Source organism: Xenorhabdus sp. KJ12.1 (assembly GCF_963876495.1).
In the GTDB taxonomy this organism is placed as follows: Bacteria; Pseudomonadota; Gammaproteobacteria; order Enterobacterales; family Enterobacteriaceae; genus Xenorhabdus; species Xenorhabdus stockiae.
In genome coordinates this window covers 35,791-57,209 of sequence record NZ_CAWNQH010000046.1, presented here as the reverse complement: position 1 = coordinate 57,209, position 21,419 = coordinate 35,791, and the positions used below count along the sequence as shown (strand labels likewise).

At 39.8% G+C, this 21,419-nt stretch carries 14 protein-coding genes; 6 read left to right on the top strand and 8 right to left on the bottom strand.

Annotated features, from left to right (window positions below):
* Positions 1-3: 3 nt before the first annotated feature.
* Positions 4-1,593, top strand: coding sequence for an Ig-like domain-containing protein (locus AACS92_RS04400; protein ID WP_099110127.1), 1,590 nt, complete (start codon positions 4-6; stop codon positions 1,591-1,593).
* Between the two features lie 76 nt (positions 1,594-1,669).
* On the opposite strand, the gene thrS is transcribed toward AACS92_RS04400, so the two are convergent.
* Entirely contained in the window at positions 1,670-2,854 is a 1,185-nt protein-coding gene (thrS, locus tag AACS92_RS04395) for a threonine--tRNA ligase (protein ID WP_099110126.1), read from the bottom strand.
* A 394-nt stretch (positions 2,855-3,248) separates the two neighbouring features.
* Between thrS and AACS92_RS04390 the strand changes: the two genes are divergently transcribed.
* Both AACS92_RS04390 and AACS92_RS04385 read left to right on the top strand, forming a co-directional pair.
* Positions 3,249-3,428, top strand: a complete 180-nt coding sequence (locus AACS92_RS04390) for a YnbE family lipoprotein (protein ID WP_241537946.1) — start codon at positions 3,249-3,251, stop codon at positions 3,426-3,428.
* An 11-nt stretch (positions 3,429-3,439) separates the two neighbouring features.
* Positions 3,440-3,760: a YdbL family protein gene (locus AACS92_RS04385; protein ID WP_099110124.1), complete on the top strand. Its 321-nt coding sequence runs from the start codon at positions 3,440-3,442 to the stop codon at positions 3,758-3,760.
* A 45-nt stretch (positions 3,761-3,805) separates the two neighbouring features.
* Here the strand turns inward: AACS92_RS04385 and AACS92_RS04380 are convergent, their stop codons facing one another.
* Positions 3,806-4,444 (bottom strand): FMN-dependent NADH-azoreductase, encoded by a 639-nt coding sequence (locus AACS92_RS04380; RefSeq protein ID WP_099110123.1) that lies wholly within the window; start codon positions 4,442-4,444, stop codon positions 3,806-3,808.
* 358 nt (positions 4,445-4,802) lie between these two features.
* Here AACS92_RS04380 and hrpA point away from each other — a divergent pair, with 358 nt between their 5' ends.
* The gene (gene hrpA / locus AACS92_RS04375; protein WP_099110122.1) at positions 4,803-8,708 is read left to right on the top strand and encodes an ATP-dependent RNA helicase HrpA; all 3,906 of its coding nucleotides are present in this window, start codon (positions 4,803-4,805) and stop codon (positions 8,706-8,708) included.
* 170 nt (positions 8,709-8,878) lie between these two features.
* Here hrpA and AACS92_RS04370 read toward each other — a convergent pair whose 3' ends face one another.
* From AACS92_RS04370 to ydgH, 6 genes are all read right to left on the bottom strand, one after another.
* Positions 8,879-9,901, bottom strand: coding sequence for a fimbrial protein (locus AACS92_RS04370; protein ID WP_099110121.1), 1,023 nt, complete (start codon positions 9,899-9,901; stop codon positions 8,879-8,881).
* 49 nt (positions 9,902-9,950) lie between these two features.
* Positions 9,951-12,497 carry a fimbria/pilus outer membrane usher protein gene (locus AACS92_RS04365; protein ID WP_241537944.1) on the bottom strand — a complete coding sequence of 849 codons (2,547 nt, stop codon included), beginning with the start codon at positions 12,495-12,497 and terminating at the stop codon, positions 9,951-9,953.
* Between the two features lie 34 nt (positions 12,498-12,531).
* Positions 12,532-13,218 carry a fimbrial biogenesis chaperone gene (locus AACS92_RS04360; protein WP_241537943.1) on the bottom strand — a complete coding sequence of 229 codons (687 nt, stop codon included), beginning with the start codon at positions 13,216-13,218 and terminating at the stop codon, positions 12,532-12,534.
* A gap of 125 nt (positions 13,219-13,343) precedes the next feature.
* Entirely contained in the window at positions 13,344-13,868 is a 525-nt protein-coding gene (locus tag AACS92_RS04355; protein ID WP_099110119.1) for a fimbrial protein, read from the bottom strand.
* Positions 13,869-14,726: 858 nt separating this feature from the next.
* Positions 14,727-16,118, bottom strand: a complete 1,392-nt coding sequence (locus AACS92_RS04350) for a basic amino acid/polyamine antiporter (RefSeq protein WP_099110118.1) — start codon at positions 16,116-16,118, stop codon at positions 14,727-14,729.
* 567 nt (positions 16,119-16,685) lie between these two features.
* On the bottom strand, positions 16,686-17,639 hold the full coding sequence (gene ydgH, locus AACS92_RS04345; RefSeq protein WP_099110117.1) for a DUF1471 family protein YdgH: 954 nt from the start codon (positions 17,637-17,639) through the stop codon (positions 16,686-16,688).
* Between the two features lie 412 nt (positions 17,640-18,051).
* Here ydgH and pntA point away from each other — a divergent pair, with 412 nt between their 5' ends.
* The gene (gene pntA / locus AACS92_RS04340) at positions 18,052-19,581 is read left to right on the top strand and encodes a Re/Si-specific NAD(P)(+) transhydrogenase subunit alpha (RefSeq protein WP_099110116.1); all 1,530 of its coding nucleotides are present in this window, start codon (positions 18,052-18,054) and stop codon (positions 19,579-19,581) included.
* A 10-nt stretch (positions 19,582-19,591) separates the two neighbouring features.
* Positions 19,592-20,980, top strand: coding sequence for a Re/Si-specific NAD(P)(+) transhydrogenase subunit beta (gene pntB / locus AACS92_RS04335; protein WP_099110115.1), 1,389 nt, complete (start codon positions 19,592-19,594; stop codon positions 20,978-20,980).
* Positions 20,981-21,419 lie beyond the last annotated feature (439 nt).

Here is a 21,419-nt window from a genome sequence, read left to right as displayed (position 1 = left end):
AATATGAAAATTTCAATTAATTTTTTTCCATCAATTAAACTTTTCCAAGGAAGGCCTGCGATTAAAATTAAAATCCTGGCTTACGAATCATCAATAGCAATGCCTGAATTAAACTTAATTTTTGAATGCACACTAGGTAGTTTTGTGGTTAACGGTCAGGACACAGATCAAAAAAAATTACTTGGTTGTACAGATGGCTCTGGGGAAACCTCTGTTTTTATAGTGGGCCCAGATATAGGCGGTGATGGAAAATTAACAGTCTCTTTTCAAGAGAATAGTAACCCAATTGGTCATCAACCTTACCACTTTGAAGCTACAGCACACTACGCACTTAATTTTAATGTCATTGGTGATTACGCAATGGCTGATGGTATACAGAGTAATAAGGTTCAGGCTATTCTGACAGGAACCGGTCCAGTGGTTCACCTCGATAATCGAAAATTAAACTTGAGTATTACTGGAGCTGCGTCATTTGAACAGAATAAAATTACTCAGGCTACTTCTATAGAAACGGATTCAAAAGGAAATGCAAACTTTGAACTTTATGACACAAATGCAGCAGGTGAAACGGTCACTCTTACTGGTGTAATGGATGGCAGTAAAGCAGAACCAACAATTATAAACATCAATTTTCAAGCTAATCTGGATTGTGAGGCTTCACCTCCCAGTGATGGACAATACATTAGAACGATCTTTGTTTATACTATTGGTGATCATACGTATCTTTTGCGTCAGCGTAAATGTGATCACTTAGTAAGTGTACATAAGCTGCTTACAGGTGGGTTACAGGGAGAGCAAGTTTCTACTGGCCAGAAGTGGGTTAATTTTTATGATTTATTATTTCCTTTTACCCTCGGAGACGAACAATATGTTTTTGGGTTAGCTAAAGTTTTTATTAACTCATCCACAAGTGCCTATAAGTCCTATTGGATAATTGCAAAGTTGGATGAAAAAGGGAATAAAGTAATTGTAGATCATGATTATTATGATTGTAGTTATGATGTGGGATTTGCATATAGGTCTGGTAAAGACCAATTTATTTATCTTCACAGTAATGATATTAATGATAATGGTCAATATCCTTATATTATACAAAAAATCCTTCCTGATGGAAAAATGGTACGAACTCCAACAGAGGAAAAAAGCTGGGATTGTTTCTATGGAGCTACATTCTTTTTTTCAATGGAAGATAAGGAATATATATATATACACACAAAAGACCCTAGCCTGAAGGCTTTTGCTTATGAATTGAATAAAGATGGGACAGTAGGTGAGCAAAGCATGTCTAATACTTGGGAATATTATTATTATCCAGAATTTGCGTATTATATTGGTGGCACACATTATTACGCAGGACAAAGATTTTATGATAACTATTGGTTTATCAGTTATATAAAGAGTGGGGGAGTACCTGAAGCTCAAATTGAAGGTGAAAATAAATGGGATACAGATTACCAATATATGATTCCATTTTCTATTGACGGAAACCAATATTTTCTGAGACAAGATCAGAGTGAAAGCCACTGGTATATTACACAGCTTATCGCTGGAACTAATATGGGAGATGATACTGACAATAGTGATAATCATTAATATGATTGATTTAGTTAACATTGATAATTTTACAAAAGTTGGTCATTGATTTAAAAATGGCCAACTTTTCAAGTTATCACGCTTTCCTGTAAACCATTAACTGCTCAAGCAGCTGCTCTTTCCCCACACTAGAGATAATTTTCCCCCGACGCAGAGCAACCTGATCTGTTTTCATTTCCTGCTCTCCGACAATCAGAATATTGGGGATCTTCAACTGATGAAATCGCCTGACTTTATGAGCAACAGAACTATTACTATGATCAGTTAATACAGGTAAATCCGCAGAATTGAGTGAACAGACCAGTGCATTGGCATAATCGATAGCTGCTTCACACACTGTTGCGATTGCAACGGGTAATGGATGTACCCATTCTGGCAATGCGCCCTGAGTGCTTTCCAGTAACACGCCGATCCAGCGCTCTATTGAGCCATATATGACCTGATGTAAAATTACCGGGTGTTCTTTCTCGCCGGACGAATTTGTATAAGCAATATCGAAGCGTTCCGGGAGGTTAAAATCCAGCTGTATTGTTCCGCACTGCCATTCACGTTCCATATTATCCTTAAGAGCCAGCTCGATTTTGGGGCCATAAAATGCGCCTTCACCGATTTGTATTTCGAAATCAACAGATTGCTCTCGGCATACATCAATTAATATTTGTTCAGCTTTCTGCCATAAAATTTTATCGCCGAGAGCAGACTCTGGCCGAGTAGAAATTCTGACTAAAAGTTGATGATAACCATACTGGCTGTACACAAGCTTAGCTCTATTCAGAAAATTAATTACCTCAGCTTGAATTTGTGACCATGTACAAAAGACATGGGCATCGTCCTGAGTAAATTGGCGCAATCTCAGGCAGCCATTCAATGCCCCAGAGGGTTCATTACGATGGACTAAACCAAACTCGAACAGTTTTATGGGGAGTTCCCTGTAGCTATGCACACCACGTTTGAACAGTAAAATATGCGCCGGGCAGGACATTGGTTTTAAGGCATAATCCGACATACTTTCCTGACCACCGCCGAAAAACATATCCTCTTTGTACATAGCAAGATGACCTGAAGTCTGCCATAACTCTTTTTTCAAAAACTGAGGTGTACGGACTTCCTGAAAGCCATGCTGTTGGTAAATTTTCCGCATATGCTGTTGAATATTTTGAAATAGCCGCCAGCCGTTCGGATGCCAGAAAATCATTCCCGGCCCTTGGGGTTCTGAATGAAACAAATCAAGTTGTTGTGCAATCTCACGATGAGTTTTCATAGCTTCTCCTGTTATGAAACTCTGAGCGAAACGCATAAGGCAGGTATGAAAAAACCCTCTGGCGAGTCGCTCAGAGGGTTTTTAAAAATTCTGTCGAGACTACCCCCCGAACAACCTAGTGGTTTCGGTGGTGGTAGTTTGTTGAGCTGGCATGGCCAGAATGAAGATTGATTTAATTTTCATAATGTTTAAGTTTTTAGCAATCTGCATAGAAAAAAGCAAGTGGAAATTATAGGTAAAAAGTTCTATATCCAATGAGTTTCGAATTCCCTAAGAGATTACTGTGTTTTAATACTTTGCTCTGTACCGTAGAATTATCGCTGAACTGGAATAGTTTGGTGTTTTTAACCGGGAGTAATAATAAATGATAACAAAGCGTGGGTTCAGATTAACGATGATCATTGGTGGCATGGCGTTAATTTGCGTAGGTTTGGTTGGGTGTATCAGGCTGGAAGTTGCAACACCGGATAAGCCCATCAATATTAATATGAATGTGAAAATTGAACATGAAATTCATATTAAAGTCGATCGGCAGATTGAAGATATGCTCAAAAATAACTCTGACTTATTCTAAGGAGTGAGAATATGAAAAAAACAGGAGTGATACTTTGGTTAAGCCTGCTGTTTAGCTCTTTTGCAATGAGTATGACGCTGGATGAAGCAAAACAACAAGGTCTGGTAGGTGAAACATTCAGCGGATATCTGGCTCCTGTCAGGAATACTAAGGATGCACTTTCCGTAGTTAAGCAAATCAATAGTGAACGGGAAAAAAAGTATGCGGAGATTGCGGCGCAAAATAATATAACTACCGATCAAGTGGCGAGAATAGCGGGTGAAAAGCTGGTTAGTCGTGCAGGAGCAGGGGAATATGTGCGCGGTATTAATGGCAACTGGTTGAAGAAATAAAGCGTGCCATTTTTAGGCTGGCACGCACCAGTAGTAACAACAGAATCAGGCTGCGATTTCTTCAGATTGTTCCTGCTTTATTTTTTCTATAATTTCAATTATTGCATTGTGAGAGTTTTGGTGTGCCTGATGTGCCAGTTCTTCGCCTAACGCAATCCCTTCTGCAAAGACGAATTTAACATCAGTAATACCAATAAACTCCAAGAAAATCTGTAGGTATGGAGTTATCAAATCTTTTGGTGTTTGCTGATAAATGCCTCCACGGGTGGTTAGCACAATAACACGTTTTCCTTTCAACAAGCCTTCTGAGCCTGATTCAGTATAGCGGAAAGTAATACCAGCACGAGCAATCAAATCAAAGTAGTTTTTTAATTGTGCAGGAATAGAGAAATTATACATTGGCGCAGTGATTACAATAACATCATGTGCCTTTAATTCGGCGATCAATTCATCAGATAGTGCCATCGCCATTTTTTGACGCTCTGTCAGTTCTGCCCCACTTGGGCGCATAGCACCTAATAGTTCCCCATCCAGTACCGGAACTGGTTCCTCAGCTAAATTACGGATGGTGATGTGACTATCTGCATGGCTGGCGGACCATTGCTCAATAAAATTATCTGCCATTTTATTGCTTTGTGAATTTTGCGCCAAAATGCTGGATTTCAGAACCAGTAATTTACTCATTTTTCATTCCTTAATTCGTTACTGTAACTAATACACTGTCAATGGTTTCTATAGGTCAGGCATTTTAATGGGATTGTCATTCAGTAAATAGCGCAATATTTCGAGGTTAGTATTCAAAATTATTGAACATCAGATTGAGTCATCGGTTTTTAACCTGAAAGATGAGGGAAATAAATGCGTTTATATGCAGTACATTGAAATACTCAAGATATGTTACACTTCTGATAGCCCAGTTATAAAACCCTATCCTATAACTCAATTTACTAGAATACCTTGATAGTAAAAGAAATTTTGACAATAAAGTGTGTTTCAGAAAAACAGCACTACTCAATTAAGAACGTCACAAGGATTTATCACAGTGGAATTACCTTTAACAGCGACGATTGCTGAATTATACGCTGAACTTGAGCACACGCCGTTGCGTGACCAGTTCCGTTTAAGAAAACGTTTACAGGGAGCTGCAAAAATAAAAAATCAGGCTTCCTTACAGGCTGTAGCACAATCTATTGCTGCGGATATTACTACAGCAAAACAAAAAGTTATTAATCGTCAAACGGCATGTCCTACGATTAAATATCCTGAAAACCTGCCTGTTAGCCAGAAAAAAGATGATATCTATAAAGCGATCAGGGATAACCAGGTTGTTATTATTGCTGGTGAAACAGGATCTGGTAAAACCACCCAGATCCCTAAAATATGTCTTGAACTTGGCAGGGGGATTAAAGGGCTTATCGGGCATACTCAACCCCGCCGTTTAGCGGCTCGTTCAGTGGCCAACCGTATTGCCGATGAACTGGAGACATCACTGGGTTCAGCGGTCGGTTATAAGGTTCGTTTTAATGATCAGGTGAGTGAGAATACACTGGTCAAATTAATGACTGACGGTATTTTGCTGGCGGAATTGCAGCAGGATAGACTGTTATTACAGTACGATACACTGATTATCGATGAAGCCCATGAACGTAGCCTGAACATCGATTTTATTATGGGATATCTGCGTCAATTATTGCCGAAACGTCCCGATCTGAAAGTGATTATTACCTCTGCAACCATTGATCCTGAACGGTTTTCCCGTCATTTCAGTAATGCGCCTATTATTGAAGTTTCAGGTCGCACTTACCCGGTGGAAGTTCGTTATCGGCCAATAACAGGGGATGATAATGACAACGATAGGGATCAGCTAGAAGCTATCATTGATGCGGTAGAAGAATTAGGCCGCGAAAGTGCGGGTGATATTCTGGTATTTATGAGCGGAGAGCGTGAAATCCGTGATACCGCCGATGCACTTAGTAAGCAGAATTTTAAGCATACCGAAATTTTGCCTCTGTTTGCTCGTCTCTCCAATAACGAACAAAACCGGATCTTCCAGTCTCATGTCGGGCGCCGAATTATTTTAGCCACTAACGTAGCTGAAACCTCATTGACTGTACCGGGCATTAAATATGTTATCGATACTGGCTATGCGCGTATCAGCCGATATAGTTATCGAACCAAAGTTCAGCGTTTGCCGATAGAGCCAATTTCTCAGGCATCAGCTAATCAACGAAAAGGTCGTTGTGGTCGTGTTTCTGACGGGATTTGTATTCGACTCTATTCCGAAGATGATTATTTATCCCGTCCCGAATTTACTGATCCTGAAATTCTGCGTACCAATCTGGCATCCGTTATTTTGCAGATGACTTCGATTGGATTGGGGGATGTCAGTGCGTTCCCGTTTGTTGAAGCGCCGGATAAACGTAATATTCAGGATGGTGTCCGATTATTGGAAGAGCTGGGTGCTATCGATACAGAGTCTTCAACCGATGGTACTTACCGACTGACGCAAATGGGGCGGCAGTTGGCGCAGTTACCGATCGATCCCCGTTTGGCTCGCATGGTGCTGGAAGCCCGAACACATGGTTGTGTGCGTGAAGTCATGGTGATTACTGCGGCATTATCCATTCAGGATCCGCGGGAAAGGCCGCTGGAAAAACAGCAGGCTTCGGATGAAAAACACCGCCGTTTTGCTGATAAAGACTCAGATTTTATCGCTTTCCTGAAATTGTGGGATTTTTTGACAGAACAGCAAAAAGAACTATCCAGTTCTCAATTCCGCAAACTGTGTCGTCAGGATTATCTGAATTACCTGCGTGTCAGAGAATGGCAGGATGTGTACACGCAATTGCGGCAGGTAGTCAAAGAAATTGGTATTCCGGTTAACAGCCAGGAAGCGGATTACCGCAGTATCCATATTGCGTTACTGACCGGGCTTTTATCCCATATCGGTCAGAAAGATGTCGAGAAACAGGAATATACCGGTGCCCGTAACGCCCGTTTTTCCATCTTTCCGGGGTCGGGATTATTTAAAAAACCGCCTAAATGGGGAATGGTGGCGGAGCTGGTGGAAACCAGCCGCCTCTGGGGACGCATTGCCGCCCGCATTGAACCAGAATGGATAGAGCCTCTGGCATCGCATCTGATTAAGCGTCATTACAGTGAACCACACTGGCAAAAATCTCAGGGTGCGGTAATGGCATCAGAGAAAGTCACTTTATATGGATTGCCGATAGTGATGGGGCGTTTGGTCAATTACAGTCAGATTGATCCGATGCTGTGCCGCGAATTATTTATCCGCCATGCGCTGGTGGAAGGGGACTGGCAAACCCGCCATTCATTCTTCCGTGCTAATCTCAAATTACGTGAAGAAGTCGAAGAGCTGGAACACAAATCCCGCCGTCGGGATATTTTGGTGGATGATGAGACATTATTCAGCTTCTATGATCAGCGGATTGGCAAGGACGTAGTTTCATCCCGTCATTTTGACCGCTGGTGGAAGACAGTAAGCAAAGATCAGCCAGAATTGCTCAATTTTGAAAAGAGCATGTTGATTAAAGGAGATGCCAATAAAGTTAGTGTGTTGGATTACCCCAATTACTGGTATCAGGATAATTTAAAATTCCGTTTAACTTATCAGTTTGAACCGGGGACAGATGCTGATGGGGTCACGGTGCATATTCCATTGCCAGTATTAAATCAGGTCAGAGATGAGGGATTTGACTGGCAAATTCCGGGAATTCGTCATGAATTGGTCGTGGCATTAATTAAATCGTTACCGAAGCCGATCCGCCGTAATTTCGTACCAGCACCTAATTACGCACAGGCATTTCTGGAGCGGGTAACTCAGCCACAGGCAACATTACTGGAAAGTCTTGAAAAAGAATTTCGTCGCATGACAGGAGTGACGTTGTCACGTGATGACTGGCAATTAGAGCAGGTTCCGGATCATTTGAAAATGACTTTCCGTATTATTGGAGAGAAAAACAAAACGCTGGCGGAAGGAAAAGATCTTTCGGCACTGAAGCTGAAACTGAAAGATAAAGTACAGGAAACACTTTCAGCCGTAGCAGATGATGGTATTGAACAAAGCGGGCTGCATATCTGGAGTTTTGGCGAATTACCTGAACGCTATGAGCAGAAACGAGGTGGCTATTCGGTTAAAGCATTCCCGGCGCTGGTGGATGAAAAAGACAGTATCGGTATTAAATTGTTTGAAACTGAATCTGAACAGCTTAATGCTATGTGGGAAGGAACCCGTCGGTTACTGTTGCTGAATATTCCATCACCGATAAAATACCTGCATGAAAAACTGCCGAATAAATCTAAGTTGGGGCTATATTTTAACCCATATGGAAAAGTTCTGGATTTGATTGATGACTGTATTTCCTGCGGTGTGGACAAATTAATTGCAGAAAATGGTGGCCCGGCATGGAATGAACAGGCATTTTCAGATTTGCAGGATAAAGTTCGGGCTGATTTGAATGATGCAGTGGTCGAGATTGCCAAACAGGTCGAGCAGATCCTGACAACGGTATTCGCCATTAATAAACGCCTGAAAGGGCGGGTCGATATCTCTCTGGCATTAGCACTATCTGATATCAAAGCGCAAATCTCCGGTCTGGTCTTTAGAGGTTTCGTCACCGCCCACGGTTGGAAACGTCTGGCAGATGTATTGCGTTACCTGAATGGTATTGAACGCCGCTTGGAAAAACTGGCTATTGATATAAACAGGGATAGGGCGCATATGAGTCGGATTGAATATATTCAGCAACAATGGCAGCAATGGTTGGCTAAGCTTTCTGTTCAGCAAAAACAGTTACCGGAAGTAAAAGAAATCCGCTGGATGATTGAAGAACTGCGTATCAGCCTGTTTGCTCAACAGCTGGGTACAGCCTATCCGATATCTGATAAGCGTATTGTGCAGGCGATGGAGAATATTGCTTCGTAGTAGTTTAGGGGCTGTAGAATTTTAATAATTAGGATCTACAAGCCCCTGTATTTATTTTTACCATTCTCGATCCTGACGAACACCGAATTCATTTATTCGCGAATGAGTATGAAAATGGCTGCATGCCAATTCATGCAACCATCTGAAAAGTAATAAAGAAAAAATATTATTTACTGATAAGTCAGTGTAATCGTCGCTGTTGCATTGGCTTTACCCGGTGTTACCCGTGCTTCAGTCTGAATATAACGGGCTTGCATCGGAAGAGAGAAATGTCTTACTTGATCGCTGGGCTGAAGGACAATGGATTCACCTTGCGATAAGAATCGATTGAGAAAAATAATTTGTAAACCCACGCCTCTTGCTGTGACGTTGTCACTATCTTGATCCAATGCCCAGATATTAGAATAACCATTTTTTGCCGGACGTCCATCCAGTCTCATAGTGGCTTTTGCATTTGCATCGCAGTCCAGCTCTAAGTTGAAGTCTTTTGTCCGAGTAGCACTATGCATACCGCGAAATTCACTAGTTTTAACTTCCCCCATATTAACGAGAGTTGTTTTATGTGTTAGGGAACAACTCGGAATAGGAGTAATAATATTCGTTTGTTCTAAATAAAAAGTATGAATGATATTACTATGTCCCATTCTGGCTCGGGTCAGAATCCTACCTTCAATTTTTCCTGAACCTGTGGTTGGTGCAATTTTGATTAATTGTACTGTTAAATATCCCCATGTTTCACCACAGTAATAATATGGTTGACTAGCTCTTTGAGGAGGGGAGCATGTAAATGGATTGTCAGACCACCTAGGAAACCAGTCAATACCATAACCAGTCGGTCCCCAATTATTTATTCTAATACCAATACCCGGTACACCTGATTCATAAATAGCATCATAGTTGTAGTGTGCCTTCGGAAAGTCGGGTGGATCCCATGACGTAGGAACTCGAAAATTACAGTGAGCGATATAGCCCTTTCTGTTTAATTGGTCTAAAAACACCTCTTTGATGGTTGTCCCGATTGGATGATCTTTTGACACTATGATATTACCGCCAAAAGAAATTTTTGTTTCATCGCCGGTAAATCCTTGCATAAAGTGGCATGAGTAACCTCCATAATCGGCCTGACTGGCAAAACTACTCATCATGCCGATGATAAATATACTCGCCAATAATAATTTTAAGCCCTTAACCATAATTCATTTCCATAATAGGTAAAAATATCAAACATATGATCAATAGTTGTTATTCACAGGTGGCATCTAACATGTACAGGCCGGATTTTGGTATTGTTTTTGGAAGTTGATAATTAACCCGGCATTCCTGAGTATCTTTATAACCCCATTTCACCCATATCTGACCAGATTCAGGAATACCACTCATATAGGCCTGCCCATCATTACTGACAATAGTGCTGCTGGGTTCATCTGACTCATTTTGTTGAACTAATGTAGCTGTTGCACCAAATGGAACTTCTTTTCCTTTGTGAGAAAGGCTCAGCAAAACGCGATAACCAATACGAGTCTGGAAATCGGCCAGTGTCAGAGCACCTTGAGTAGGAACAATAGTTTGTGTGCTGATATCGATATCAACATTGTCTCCCATTGAATAGGTATCTAAAGAGATCCGATTTTTGCGATAGCTACTGGCATAAGGAACAATCGCATAACCTCTCCCGTCAGTTGCAATCCCAGTCTGATTCTGGACTTTAATACCTTTAGCGCCATTGGCTCGGACTAACACCAATGTATCCCCCAATGATTGAGAGAAAGTTATACCGTAGGGATGTGCGACGACTCCGCCATTGAGGCTGTAATTTAACTGCTTGGATTGTCTGTTATAGTTATAACCAACGCCAACCTGACCATAAGCACCTTTATATTCTGTAGTGAGGTTTCCACCAATACCTGTGTTACGGTTATCGTAATTTTGCTGAATACTGTAAGCCAGATTGTTATCTTCCAGCGCTGTTCCACTTAAGCTGACCTGATGAGATGTATCTCCTTTTTTATTATTAGTTATGTTATAGCTGGCCCAGCTATTTTTTAGCCATCGATCAAGAGGGATTTGTAGGCTGAGCGAGATAATCTGATCTTTATGATTCGTTCCCGGCAAACTATTATAGGAGTAATTCAGCGTGTAATTGACAGAATTGTAGCTGTTACTGTAACCGGCACTGATATTCCTTTCATAGCCTTTCTGCGACCAATAATCCTGTTGAAAAGCAGATAAATAAACACCGCCTAAATCACCTAAAGACTGGTTGACATGCATTTGCAGTTTACTGCGTTTGTTGGTGTTGTAGCGATTATTGCTGGTAATATCAAATTCATTAACTTCTTTGAAATCATAGAAATTGTGAGTCGAATAACGATAACCGGCTATCGTTAAACTGGTGCCAGTCAGGGTAAGATCTTTTGCATATTGAAACCGATATGATTGCCCGGATGCACGTATATCTGAAGTTAATTCTGATTTAGCATGTGTCACATCAAAAGAAAATGAACCCCAATCATAGAGACTGTAACCGGTTCCCAAAGCAATGGACTGGTAATTTTTTGAGAAAATTGTTCCACCGTATAGCGTGACATTATTGGAAAGCCCGTAACTGGCTGTACCTTGTACGAAATAAGGTGTTTTACTGTGTTGAGCAGAAGAACGGTATTTTCCGAATGCCAAAGAATGGCGCAGACTCTTTTCCCGCAGCATCACAGGTACAGCCGAAAAAGGTTGCACAGAACGATGTTGTTTTCCGTCGGCTTCTTTAACGATAATTTCTAAATCGCCACTGGCAGTTGTTGGGTACAGGTCATTGATGATGAAAGGTCCGGGAGGAACATAGGTTTCGTAGATAATGTAACCATTTTGCTTAATCGTCACCTGAGCATTACTTTGTGCAATTCCCCGTATCGTTGGTGCGAAACCTCTCAGACTATCAGGCAGCATATTATCATCTGAAACCAGTTGCATACCGCGAAACTGAAAACCGTCAAAAATAGGTGAGGGGGTATAACTATCACCCAAAGTCAATTGGCTTTTCAGAGAATGAATATCACGTTGTAAATAAGTATTCAGGCTTCGCCATTTATTGTTCTGGCTGCTGTAAGTTGCGTAATTTCGTAAACGCCAGGCATCCCAGTTGGCACCACTTCTGAGATTAAGAAAATTATGACTGTTTGAACCTGATTGACCATCCAGCCAATTTGTAGAACCACTATAACTATAATTAACTTGTAAGGAAGTTAATCCCTGCTGCCATAAATGAGGAGGCACATAATCTCTTACTTTGTTATGCAGAGCAGCTTGAGGAATACTGATATCCAGACGCTGTTTGTTAAAATCGAAAGAAGATGATGCAGAATCAATATATTGACTAAGGTCTGTGATTTCGGTCTCTGGTGATAAAGCCGCTAAAGCCGGGAATAAATCGACATTGACTCCCATTTCTTTTAGCTGCTTTAGGGTAATTCTGGGAGATAACTTATTATTCACCAGAACAAACTCAACATTACCGGTATCTACTTTTTCCCTGTTGAGATAAGTATCGACCCAATAGCGTCCCGGCGGCTGTTGATCGTCCTGCATAAAAATTGACAAATCAATATCTTCGGGAAAGCCGGAAAGTGTTTCCAGTGCATTGATATTGAAATAGTCTTCTCCGTAAACCTTATCGGAAAACAAAAGCCATATTGTTGCCAATATACATAAGAATGCTTTTATTGGTTTGAAAAATAACACCAAATTATCAGAAATATTGTATTGAAGATAATGGCGGCTGTTATCCATAATCATTTTCTAGTCCTGATAGATTGTATGAAAGTTATACTCAAAAAATATGCTTTTCTTCAGGTGTTATTCCGCCAAAATCATTAATGGTTTTCCAGGATACCTGATTGATATTTTTAATAGGAATATCCCAGCTCTGCTGACCAAAAGGAGGGAGCATACCGGCTGTCTGGATCTCATGGTTTTTTGAAGCATTCCCAATGCCAAGATAAGCAAAAGAAATATAGTATGGTGTAGGGTTCTCGGCTGTCAGTTTGTTGCCTTCAACCTTGAATTTCAGTGCCTTATAGGCAATGGAAGCGTCTTCTGCCAGTTGAGTGGGGCGGTAAAATAACTTAAAGCGTGATCTTACAGTGATTTGTAACTGATTTTCTTCAGATTTTACTGTTGCCGGAATAGATTTAACATTTAGCCAGAATAGAGATTCTCTGTCAGCTGGTAAATTATCACCGGTTTTTACAATTCGTAATACTGTCTCATTTCCGGCTGTTAATTTAAAAAGTGGGGGAGTAACAATAAACGGTGTCTTAGTTTCATCATTCTCTCCCTGAATCCAGGATTGAATAAGATAAGAAATATCTGTTTCCGGATTACTGATAGAGATAGATGTTTCTTTTCTGTCACCGTTATAAACAACACGAGTACCACCGATAATGACACCAGCAAAAGTAGTATTAATGCTGAAAGTGCAGATGATAATAAAAATCAAAATACGAAAGTATTTCAAAATAGATACTCCGATAATATTATTTATTATGGTTATATATTAATTAATGTAATTGAGTTGTTATTACCATTCACTGGTTATAGTGAATGGTAATAGTTCTTAATTAAATATTTTATTATATATTTTTAGTTATAGTCGATAGTAAAGCTAGCTACTGCATTACCAGTACCCGGAGTCACTGTTGCTTTAGTTGCAACATACCTAGCAACAAACTCCAGCTCAGCACCATTATTTTTGATGTCTTTTTGAGAAGAGGATCTTGCCATGGCAATTGGAGTGTTACTATTCGGTTCATAAATGCCAATAGCAATACCATCAGCGGCTCCAGATGCTGTATTTTCTAGCGCTAAAAGATTTTTATTAATATTATCAGGCTGTCCATCAAATTTAACACTAGCATGTTTATTAGCTTCTGGACACTTAGTAAGTTTAATACTGAAATGTGTTGCAGCTGCGGTACTACCGATTCCGTTAAATGCGGTAGTGTTAATTTCCCCCATATTTACGGTCTGATTTTTGGTATTTTGAGTAATTTCACATGAAGAAGAGATTATTTTTCCTTTAAATTTGATTTGTCCATCTTCCGCATGTGCTAAAGGCATAAATACAGATGAAATGAATAAGGATGAAATAATTAACTTGGTTTTCATTTTTAATATATCCCATCCCTGGTGTATGAATACAGCAGGGATATAGCTGATTTAATTAACATTAAAGCCGTACAAATATAATACAGCAAATGAGTAGTCTAAGTTGATATCTGAAAGACGGTACAAGAAGATACCAAAGTTCTCTATCCGACAGATATTGCAAAGCATATAGTAGCGATCAATTACCAAAGGTCAAAATAATAACTCGACAAAGCACAATATTCGAAACATTATTCCGTCAACTTTCCATTAATAGAATTGTAATTCAGAAAATTGAATATTTTTCAATCTTGAATGTATTTTTATTCTATTTTATAAGTTTAACTATTAATTTCGGGAAATCTCAGAAAATAAATATGAAGATAAAAGTGCTTATTTTTGTAGTTTTATATTTTTCCTATATATTTAACTAAATATTATTTATTTGTGACGCAAGTCGCAAAATTAGCATTAATGCCTAATATTTAGCATTAGTCAGCTTCTTAAGCTATTTTTTTTCAAAAAAAGCAAGACTTCAAACCAACTCAAGTTAACTGGCTGTTAATAATAACTGGTATGACATGATTTGTATGATGAATACTATTAAAAAATAGTGTAACAGCGAAACTGAATAAATATTTATGTATAGGTTATTTTACCTCCAATAAAGCCCAATGTTAGTTACAACATACTTTTGAAAGAAACCTAAAATAACACTCATTAATACCGAGTACAAAAAAGCTTAGCGAGGTTTATTTTCAAAAAATGGCGCGAGGAAAAAACAAAAAGAAATATTTTGAGGATTGTTGGAGGGGAGAGAACAACTTCTCTCCCTATCTTTAACAAAGAATGCAGTTTAGGAAATATGCTGTAAATATTTTAGTGCATCAGTAACCATGTAGAAGGAATTGTAGTCAATAATAAAACAGCAATTGCAGATTTCTCTATTTTATTCAGTCTACTACTATCATCCATTTGCTTGCGTGCATATAGAAAAACAAGTAATCCTGGTGCATATAGGATGACCGAAAGCAGCAAATGCATTAAGCCAGAGGCATAAAGCAGCCATAAGCCATACATGCAAGCACCTGTAGCAATAAATAGTAAGACGCGGTTACTACGCTCAAAAGCAACTTTTGCTAAAAATGCACCGACTAAAAAGTAAGGTACGAGCACCATTTCTGATGCGATAGAAAGCAGGGTATTGTAATCGCTTCCACTTAACCAGATTAAAACCAGAGCAACCTGAACAGCACCATTTGTGATCCACAATGAAGATGCTGGCGCTTTTTTGTCATTTTGCTTGCTAAATATTTTAGGAAATGAGTTATGTAAAGAAGCAATGAAGGGTACTTCTGCCGCCATGATTGTCCAGCTCAGGTAAGCACCACAGACAGAAACAATTAAACCCGCAACAATAATGAACTGGCCTGCTGAGCCAATTAATCCTACCATCAGGTTTGCCATAGAAGGATTACGTATTGCAGCCAGTTCCGGTCTGGTGACCAGACCCAGAGAGAGCAGGGTAACCAGCACATAAACGCCTAATGCTGAAATCACAGCCAGTAAGGTCGCAATTCCAATATCTTTACGCCTTTTAGCTCTACCTGAAACGACAACTGCACCTTCAACACCAATAAAAACCCATAGGGTTATCAGCATGGTATTTTTGACTTGTTCCCAGACAGGAACCCCCATTTCAATGCCAGTAAAATCAAATGTAAATACATCCATTTTAAAGGCCATGATGGCCAGAATAATGAATATCCCTAAAGGTAACAGCTTGGCCATTGTTGCTAATTTATTGACGCCAGCCGCTGTTTGTACGCCTCTGAGTACAAGCCAGTGAACAAACCAAAGCAAAACAGATTCGCCGATCAACGCCTGCCAGGTATTCCCATCGCCCAAAATTACGGAATGTTCGGTATCAGTAAAAAAGCTTAATGCAGCAAAGACAATGACTAAGTAAGAAACATTAGCAATGATTGCGCAAAACCAATATCCCCATGCAGAACAGAACCCGACTAATTCACCAAAACCTTCTCTGGCATAGGTAAAAATTCCGCCATCCAAATCAGGACGCAAACGAGACAATAAAAGTAAAGAAATGGCTAAAAAGAGAATGCCTATGCCTGTGATCCCCCAACCTATCATTAAGGCAGCGGGACTTCCTGCGTTTGCCATATTTTGTGGCAAGCTGAATACACCCGCTCCAACCATTGAACTGAAGACTAATGCGGTCAGAGAAGTGAGGCCTAATTTTTTTTCCAAAGATACGTTCCTAAAAGTCAGATAAAATCAACACGATTAGCCAGAACACTTATTCTGAATATCGAACACATATTGGACATTTATTGCATCCATGCGATGGAATGCAGAAATATTCAGTGGTTAAATCTAAAAACAGGGGGATTTTACGGAGTGAAAGGGCTGTATGCAATGGAAAATTATGCAAAAAAACACAAAATTTATGCATAAAAATCTTCATTTCCTAATGAAATAAACAAAAAATAGTTTTCTGACGTTTGATATTCATCGGATTGTCAGTGATATCACAGTAGTAATGAAATGGTACAGTCAACAGAGACAATTTCTAAGGTGACAGGGATGCTATTTCAAAAAGGAGGTTAATGTTCATATTATAAACATTATTAATAAGATAGAATTTATTTTACTTTTAATAAACAAAAGATAAACATTTTGGGAAATTATTTAACTAAAAGACAGATAATGAATCTTATAGATATTACAAAAAGTAGATATATAGATGTGAAAGCAACAGAGGAGGAAGAATAAAAGAAGTACACATTATTAATGCATACTTCTTTGGTGAGGCTGTTATTTAAACAGATCTGCGCTAATGGTAACGTTTCCACCATTAGACTGCCACTCACGAGTAACATGGTAATATTTTGCCCCTTTTTCTGCGGCACGCTTAGCGACCTGATAAGAGACTTCAGGCGCAGTTGTGTAATAACCGGAGAAAGTAATAGAGTCAAAAGGTACCATTTGGGCGGCAGAGGCTTTATTCAGTTCTTCTATTTTGGTTCCGTTCGGTAGAGTTACAGTGTAACGCCCACCTTTTGATGACTGGGTTTCAAAAAAACGACCAACGATATTACTGGTTGATGTTGATGAAGCGACACCCGGGATTTCTACTTTTTCAGCAGCTTCTCCACCTTGTGCTAAAGCCTGACGTCCTGCTTCAGAATCAGCCGGGATCACCGCCTTATTAGACTGAACCTGACGTTTTGGCGCATCCTCTTTATAGACATAAGCAGTGACGACCTGATTACCTCCATTGTTTGGTGCAATATCACGGGCAATAAAGAAAGACGCAGCATTTTTCTTTTTAGCTGCTTTGGCGAGAGCTTCTTTCAGGTCGGGGTCAGTCGGGAAATAACCACTCACGGTTACTGTATCGAAAGGTTCCAGAATAATAGCTTCAGTTTTAGGCAGTTCTTTAATTCCTCGATAAATACGATATTGAGTCGTCTTATCTACTTTTTCTGCATCCTTATGATATAGGTCAGCAACAACACGTAAATTACCGCTTCCATTAAAATCATCCAGACTTTGAATATAGAAACTGTCAGCGCCTTTTTTATCAGCCTGACGGGAAACAGCATCGGCTGCTTCATAGATCGCATTAAAACGCCCGGTTACTGTAATTCGTTCAAAGGGTTTAATCTCAGCAGCTTTCTCTGGTGTTAATTCTTTCGCCGCATTTGCCGTGGTAATTGTCGTTAAGGAGAAGATCGCTGTTGCGATGATCGTAGTTTTCAGCTTCATAAAAAATCCTTTCGCCTTGCGCATTAAAATATTTATAACGTGCTGAACATTGTTCTTTATCACATAGCTTGCAATTATTGCATGTAATAATGTTAATTGTCGCAAAAATTTATTCTATCTAAATAACTGCTTACCTATTTTTGGTAGATGTCGCTAATAATTTTAATAAAAATAGCGATTTATATAAAAAGCATCATGGCTTACATTAAGGGTTGTTTTGCTTTCTACAAAAACGATTATCCACAATGTTGTATTTTTCATGTGATATTATTTCATTTGTTATCACTGAGTGCTTTGTTGATAAATCTCATTGATAGGTTTTACTGATAGTAGTAATAACAACAATCGAATCGTTAAATTAGCTTCAGCAGGTAATAATCAGCAATATTTCATTCTTAGAGAAGGAAACATTATGCATATTGGTGTACCAAAAGAACGATACCCCAATGAGGCTCGGGTTGCTGCTACACCGTCAACTGTAGAGCAATTACTGAAATTGGGATTTAATGTAGTCGTTGAGTCAGGAGCAGGGCATCTAGCCAGTTTTGATGATAATGCTTACCAAAAAGCAGGGGCTGTGATTGCAGAAAATAATGAAGTCTGGCAATCAGATATTATTTTTAAAATCAACGCGCCGGAAGAGAGCGAAATCTCCTTAATGAAGGAAGGCGCTACGCTGCTTAGTTTTATCTGGCCAGCACAGAACCCTCAATTAATGGATAAGTTATCAGAGCGCAATATTACCGTTATGGCAATGGATTCTGTTCCGAGAATTTCCCGCGCTCAGTCACTGGATGCTTTGAGCTCAATGGCGAATATTGCTGGTTATCGTGCCATTGTTGAAGTCGCTCATGAGTTTGGCCGTTTTTTCACTGGGCAAATTACCGCTGCCGGTAAAGTAGCACCCGCTAAGGTTATGATTATTGGTGCTGGTGTTGCGGGCCTTGCAGCCATTGGAGCAGCAGGTAGTCTTGGTGCTGTGGTTCGTGCTTTCGATACTCGTCCTGAGGTTAAGGAACAAGTGCAAAGCATGGGCGCTGAATTCCTTGAATTGAACTTTAAAGAAGAAGCCGGTAGCGGAGACGGTTATGCAAAAGTGATGTCAGAAGCCTTTATCAAGGCGGAGATGGAACTTTTCTCTGCTCAGGCAAAAGAAGTGGATATTATCGTTACAACAGCGTTAATTCCGGGTAAGCCAGCACCAAAGTTGATTACTAAAAAAATGGTTGAATCGATGAAACCGGGTAGTGTCATTGTCGATTTGGCTGCACAAAATGGCGGAAACTGTGAACTGACAGAAGCCGACAAACTTGTTGTGACAGATAATGGCGTCAAGATCATTGGTTATACCGATTTACCCAGCCGTTTACCTACTCAGTCATCACAGTTGTACAGTACCAATCTCGTTAACCTGATGAAATTGCTGTGCAAAGAGAAAAACGGTGAGATTACTATTGACTTCGACGATGTCGTTATCCGTGGCGTTACCGTTATTAAAGAAGGTGAGATCACATGGCCAGCGCCGCCAATTCAGGTCTCAGCGCAACCTCCCAAGCCTGAACCCATCAGGAAAGAAGATAAACTTGTTGAAAAGCCCAAATCTCCGTGGCTGAAATATGGATTACTGGCGCTGGCAATGATTCTTTTTGGCTGGCTGGCAAATGTTGCGCCAAAAGAGTTTTTATCCCACTTTACCGTATTTGCTCTATCTTGCGTGGTTGGGTACTACGTTGTATGGAATGTCAGTCATTCATTACATACTCCACTTATGTCAGTTACCAATGCTATCTCTGGGATCATCGTTGTCGGAGCCGTGTTGCAAATAGGTGAAGGTGGTTGGATCAGTTTCTTTTCTTTCATTGCAGTGCTGATCGCCAGTATCAATATCTTTGGTGGCTTCACTGTTACACAACGTATGCTGAAAATGTTTCGGAAAGGATAAGGGGTAACTTATGTCGAACGGAGTAGTCACTGCGGCATACATTGTTGCTGCTATCTTATTTATTTTCAGTCTCGCCGGTCTTTCACGTCATGAAAGTTCGAGACGAGGCAATATCTTTGGCATTATCGGAATGGCGATCGCCCTGATAGCGACTATCTTGGGGCCTGATACAGGAAAAGTGGGTTGGCTTATTCTGGCGATGATTATTGGTGCAGTTATTGGTATTCGTCTCGCTAAGAAAGTAGAGATGACGGAAATGCCCGAATTAGTTGCCATCTTACATAGTTTTGTTGGTCTGGCGGCTGTTTTGGTAGGTTTCAACAGTTTTATTGCCCATGATATTTTTGCTGATGCCATTATGGAAAACATTCATCTGACAGAAGTTTTCCTTGGGATCTTTATCGGTGCAATAACCTTCACTGGTTCAGTTGTGGCATTTGGTAAATTACGCGGGAAAATTTCCTCAAAGCCATTAATGCTGCCTCATCGCCATAAACTTAATCTGGCCGCTTTAATTGTCTCTTTTGTACTAATGGTTATCTTTATCAAAACGGAGAGTGGCGGTTTACAGGTTTTTGTCATGCTAGCCATGACTGCGATTGCCTTAGCATTTGGCTGGCATCTGGTTGCATCCATTGGCGGTGCAGATATGCCGGTTGTGATTTCCATGCTGAACTCCTATTCAGGCTGGGCCGCCGCTGCCGCTGGTTTTATGCTGAGTAATGATCTGTTGATAGTAACAGGTGCTTTAGTCGGTTCATCAGGGGCAATCCTCTCTTATATTATGTGTAAAGCGATGAATCGTTCCTTTATTAGCGTTATCGCTGGGGGTTTTGGTAGTGATGGCGTCTCAACGGGCGATGATCAGGAAATGGGAGAATATCGAGAAACAACCGCAGAAGAGGTCGCTGAACTATTGAGGAATTCCACTTCAGTCATTATTACCCCAGGGTATGGTATGGCTGTTGCTCAGGCTCAATATCCGGTACATGACATTACAGCAAAATTGAGAGAAAAAGGAATCAATGTTCGTTTTGGTATTCATCCAGTGGCGGGACGTTTGCCGGGTCATATGAATGTATTACTGGCAGAAGCCAAAGTACCTTATGATATCGTTTTAGAAATGGACGAAATCAATGATGATTTTGCTGAAACAGATACCGTTCTGGTTATTGGTGCCAATGACACAGTTAATCCGGCTGCACAGGAAGATCCAAACAGCCCGATTGCGGGAATGCCTGTATTGGAAGTCTGGAAAGCGCAAAATGCGATTGTTTTCAAGCGCTCGATGAATACCGGCTATGCAGGCGTACAAAATCCACTGTTCTTTAAAGATAATACACAAATGTTATTTGGTGACGCAAAAGCAAGTGTTGATGCAATATTACGCGCACTATAAACATAAATACCCATAAATTAAAAAAATCGCCTTGAATCAACATTCAAGGCGATTTTTTTAATTCTTAAAATGATTCTCCAATTATACTCTGACTTTTAATTGAACATGTGAAGGTGAGATCCTTTTCTATTTATGAGGTGTGATTTAATCATATTTTGTGGTGAAATATTTCACTATAAAAATAGTTACAGATGAACCATGAAAAATTTATGAACGTTATTGTGTCAGGTTGGGAAAAAGAGCGAATCAGTAATTTTTACCACTAAAATATTTAGAAGAAAATTAATAATAGAATGGGTAAAGAGTAAATATATAAATAAAAACATCCTTATGGATGAGGTTCCTTTTCCATTTTCCATTATCAAATTTAACATAGGTTTTATAATTACTTATCTATTAAAAAATATTATGATTTTATTTTGTTTTTGATAACCAAGTC

What these genes read in the sequence shown, in the direction of transcription:
- pntB (WP_099110115.1), top strand. Translation starts at nt 19,592, where the DNA reads ATGTCGAACGGAGTAGTCACTGCGGCATACATTGTTGCTGCTATCTTA.
- AACS92_RS04370 (WP_099110121.1), bottom strand. Translation starts at nt 9,901, where the DNA reads ATGGTTAAGGGCTTAAAATTATTATTGGCGAGTATATTTATCATCGGC.
- AACS92_RS04380 (WP_099110123.1), bottom strand. Translation starts at nt 4,444, where the DNA reads ATGAGTAAATTACTGGTTCTGAAATCCAGCATTTTGGCGCAAAATTCA.
- AACS92_RS04355 (WP_099110119.1), bottom strand. Translation starts at nt 13,868, where the DNA reads ATGAAAACCAAGTTAATTATTTCATCCTTATTCATTTCATCTGTATTT.
- AACS92_RS04365 (WP_241537944.1), bottom strand. Translation starts at nt 12,497, where the DNA reads ATGATTATGGATAACAGCCGCCATTATCTTCAATACAATATTTCTGAT.
- ydgH (WP_099110117.1), bottom strand. Translation starts at nt 17,639, where the DNA reads ATGAAGCTGAAAACTACGATCATCGCAACAGCGATCTTCTCCTTAACG.
- AACS92_RS04400 (WP_099110127.1), top strand. Translation starts at nt 4, where the DNA reads ATGAAAATTTCAATTAATTTTTTTCCATCAATTAAACTTTTCCAAGGA.
- AACS92_RS04390 (WP_241537946.1), top strand. Translation starts at nt 3,249, where the DNA reads ATGATCATTGGTGGCATGGCGTTAATTTGCGTAGGTTTGGTTGGGTGT.
- AACS92_RS04385 (WP_099110124.1), top strand. Translation starts at nt 3,440, where the DNA reads ATGAAAAAAACAGGAGTGATACTTTGGTTAAGCCTGCTGTTTAGCTCT.
- pntA (WP_099110116.1), top strand. Translation starts at nt 18,052, where the DNA reads ATGCATATTGGTGTACCAAAAGAACGATACCCCAATGAGGCTCGGGTT.
- thrS (WP_099110126.1), bottom strand. Translation starts at nt 2,854, where the DNA reads ATGAAAACTCATCGTGAGATTGCACAACAACTTGATTTGTTTCATTCA.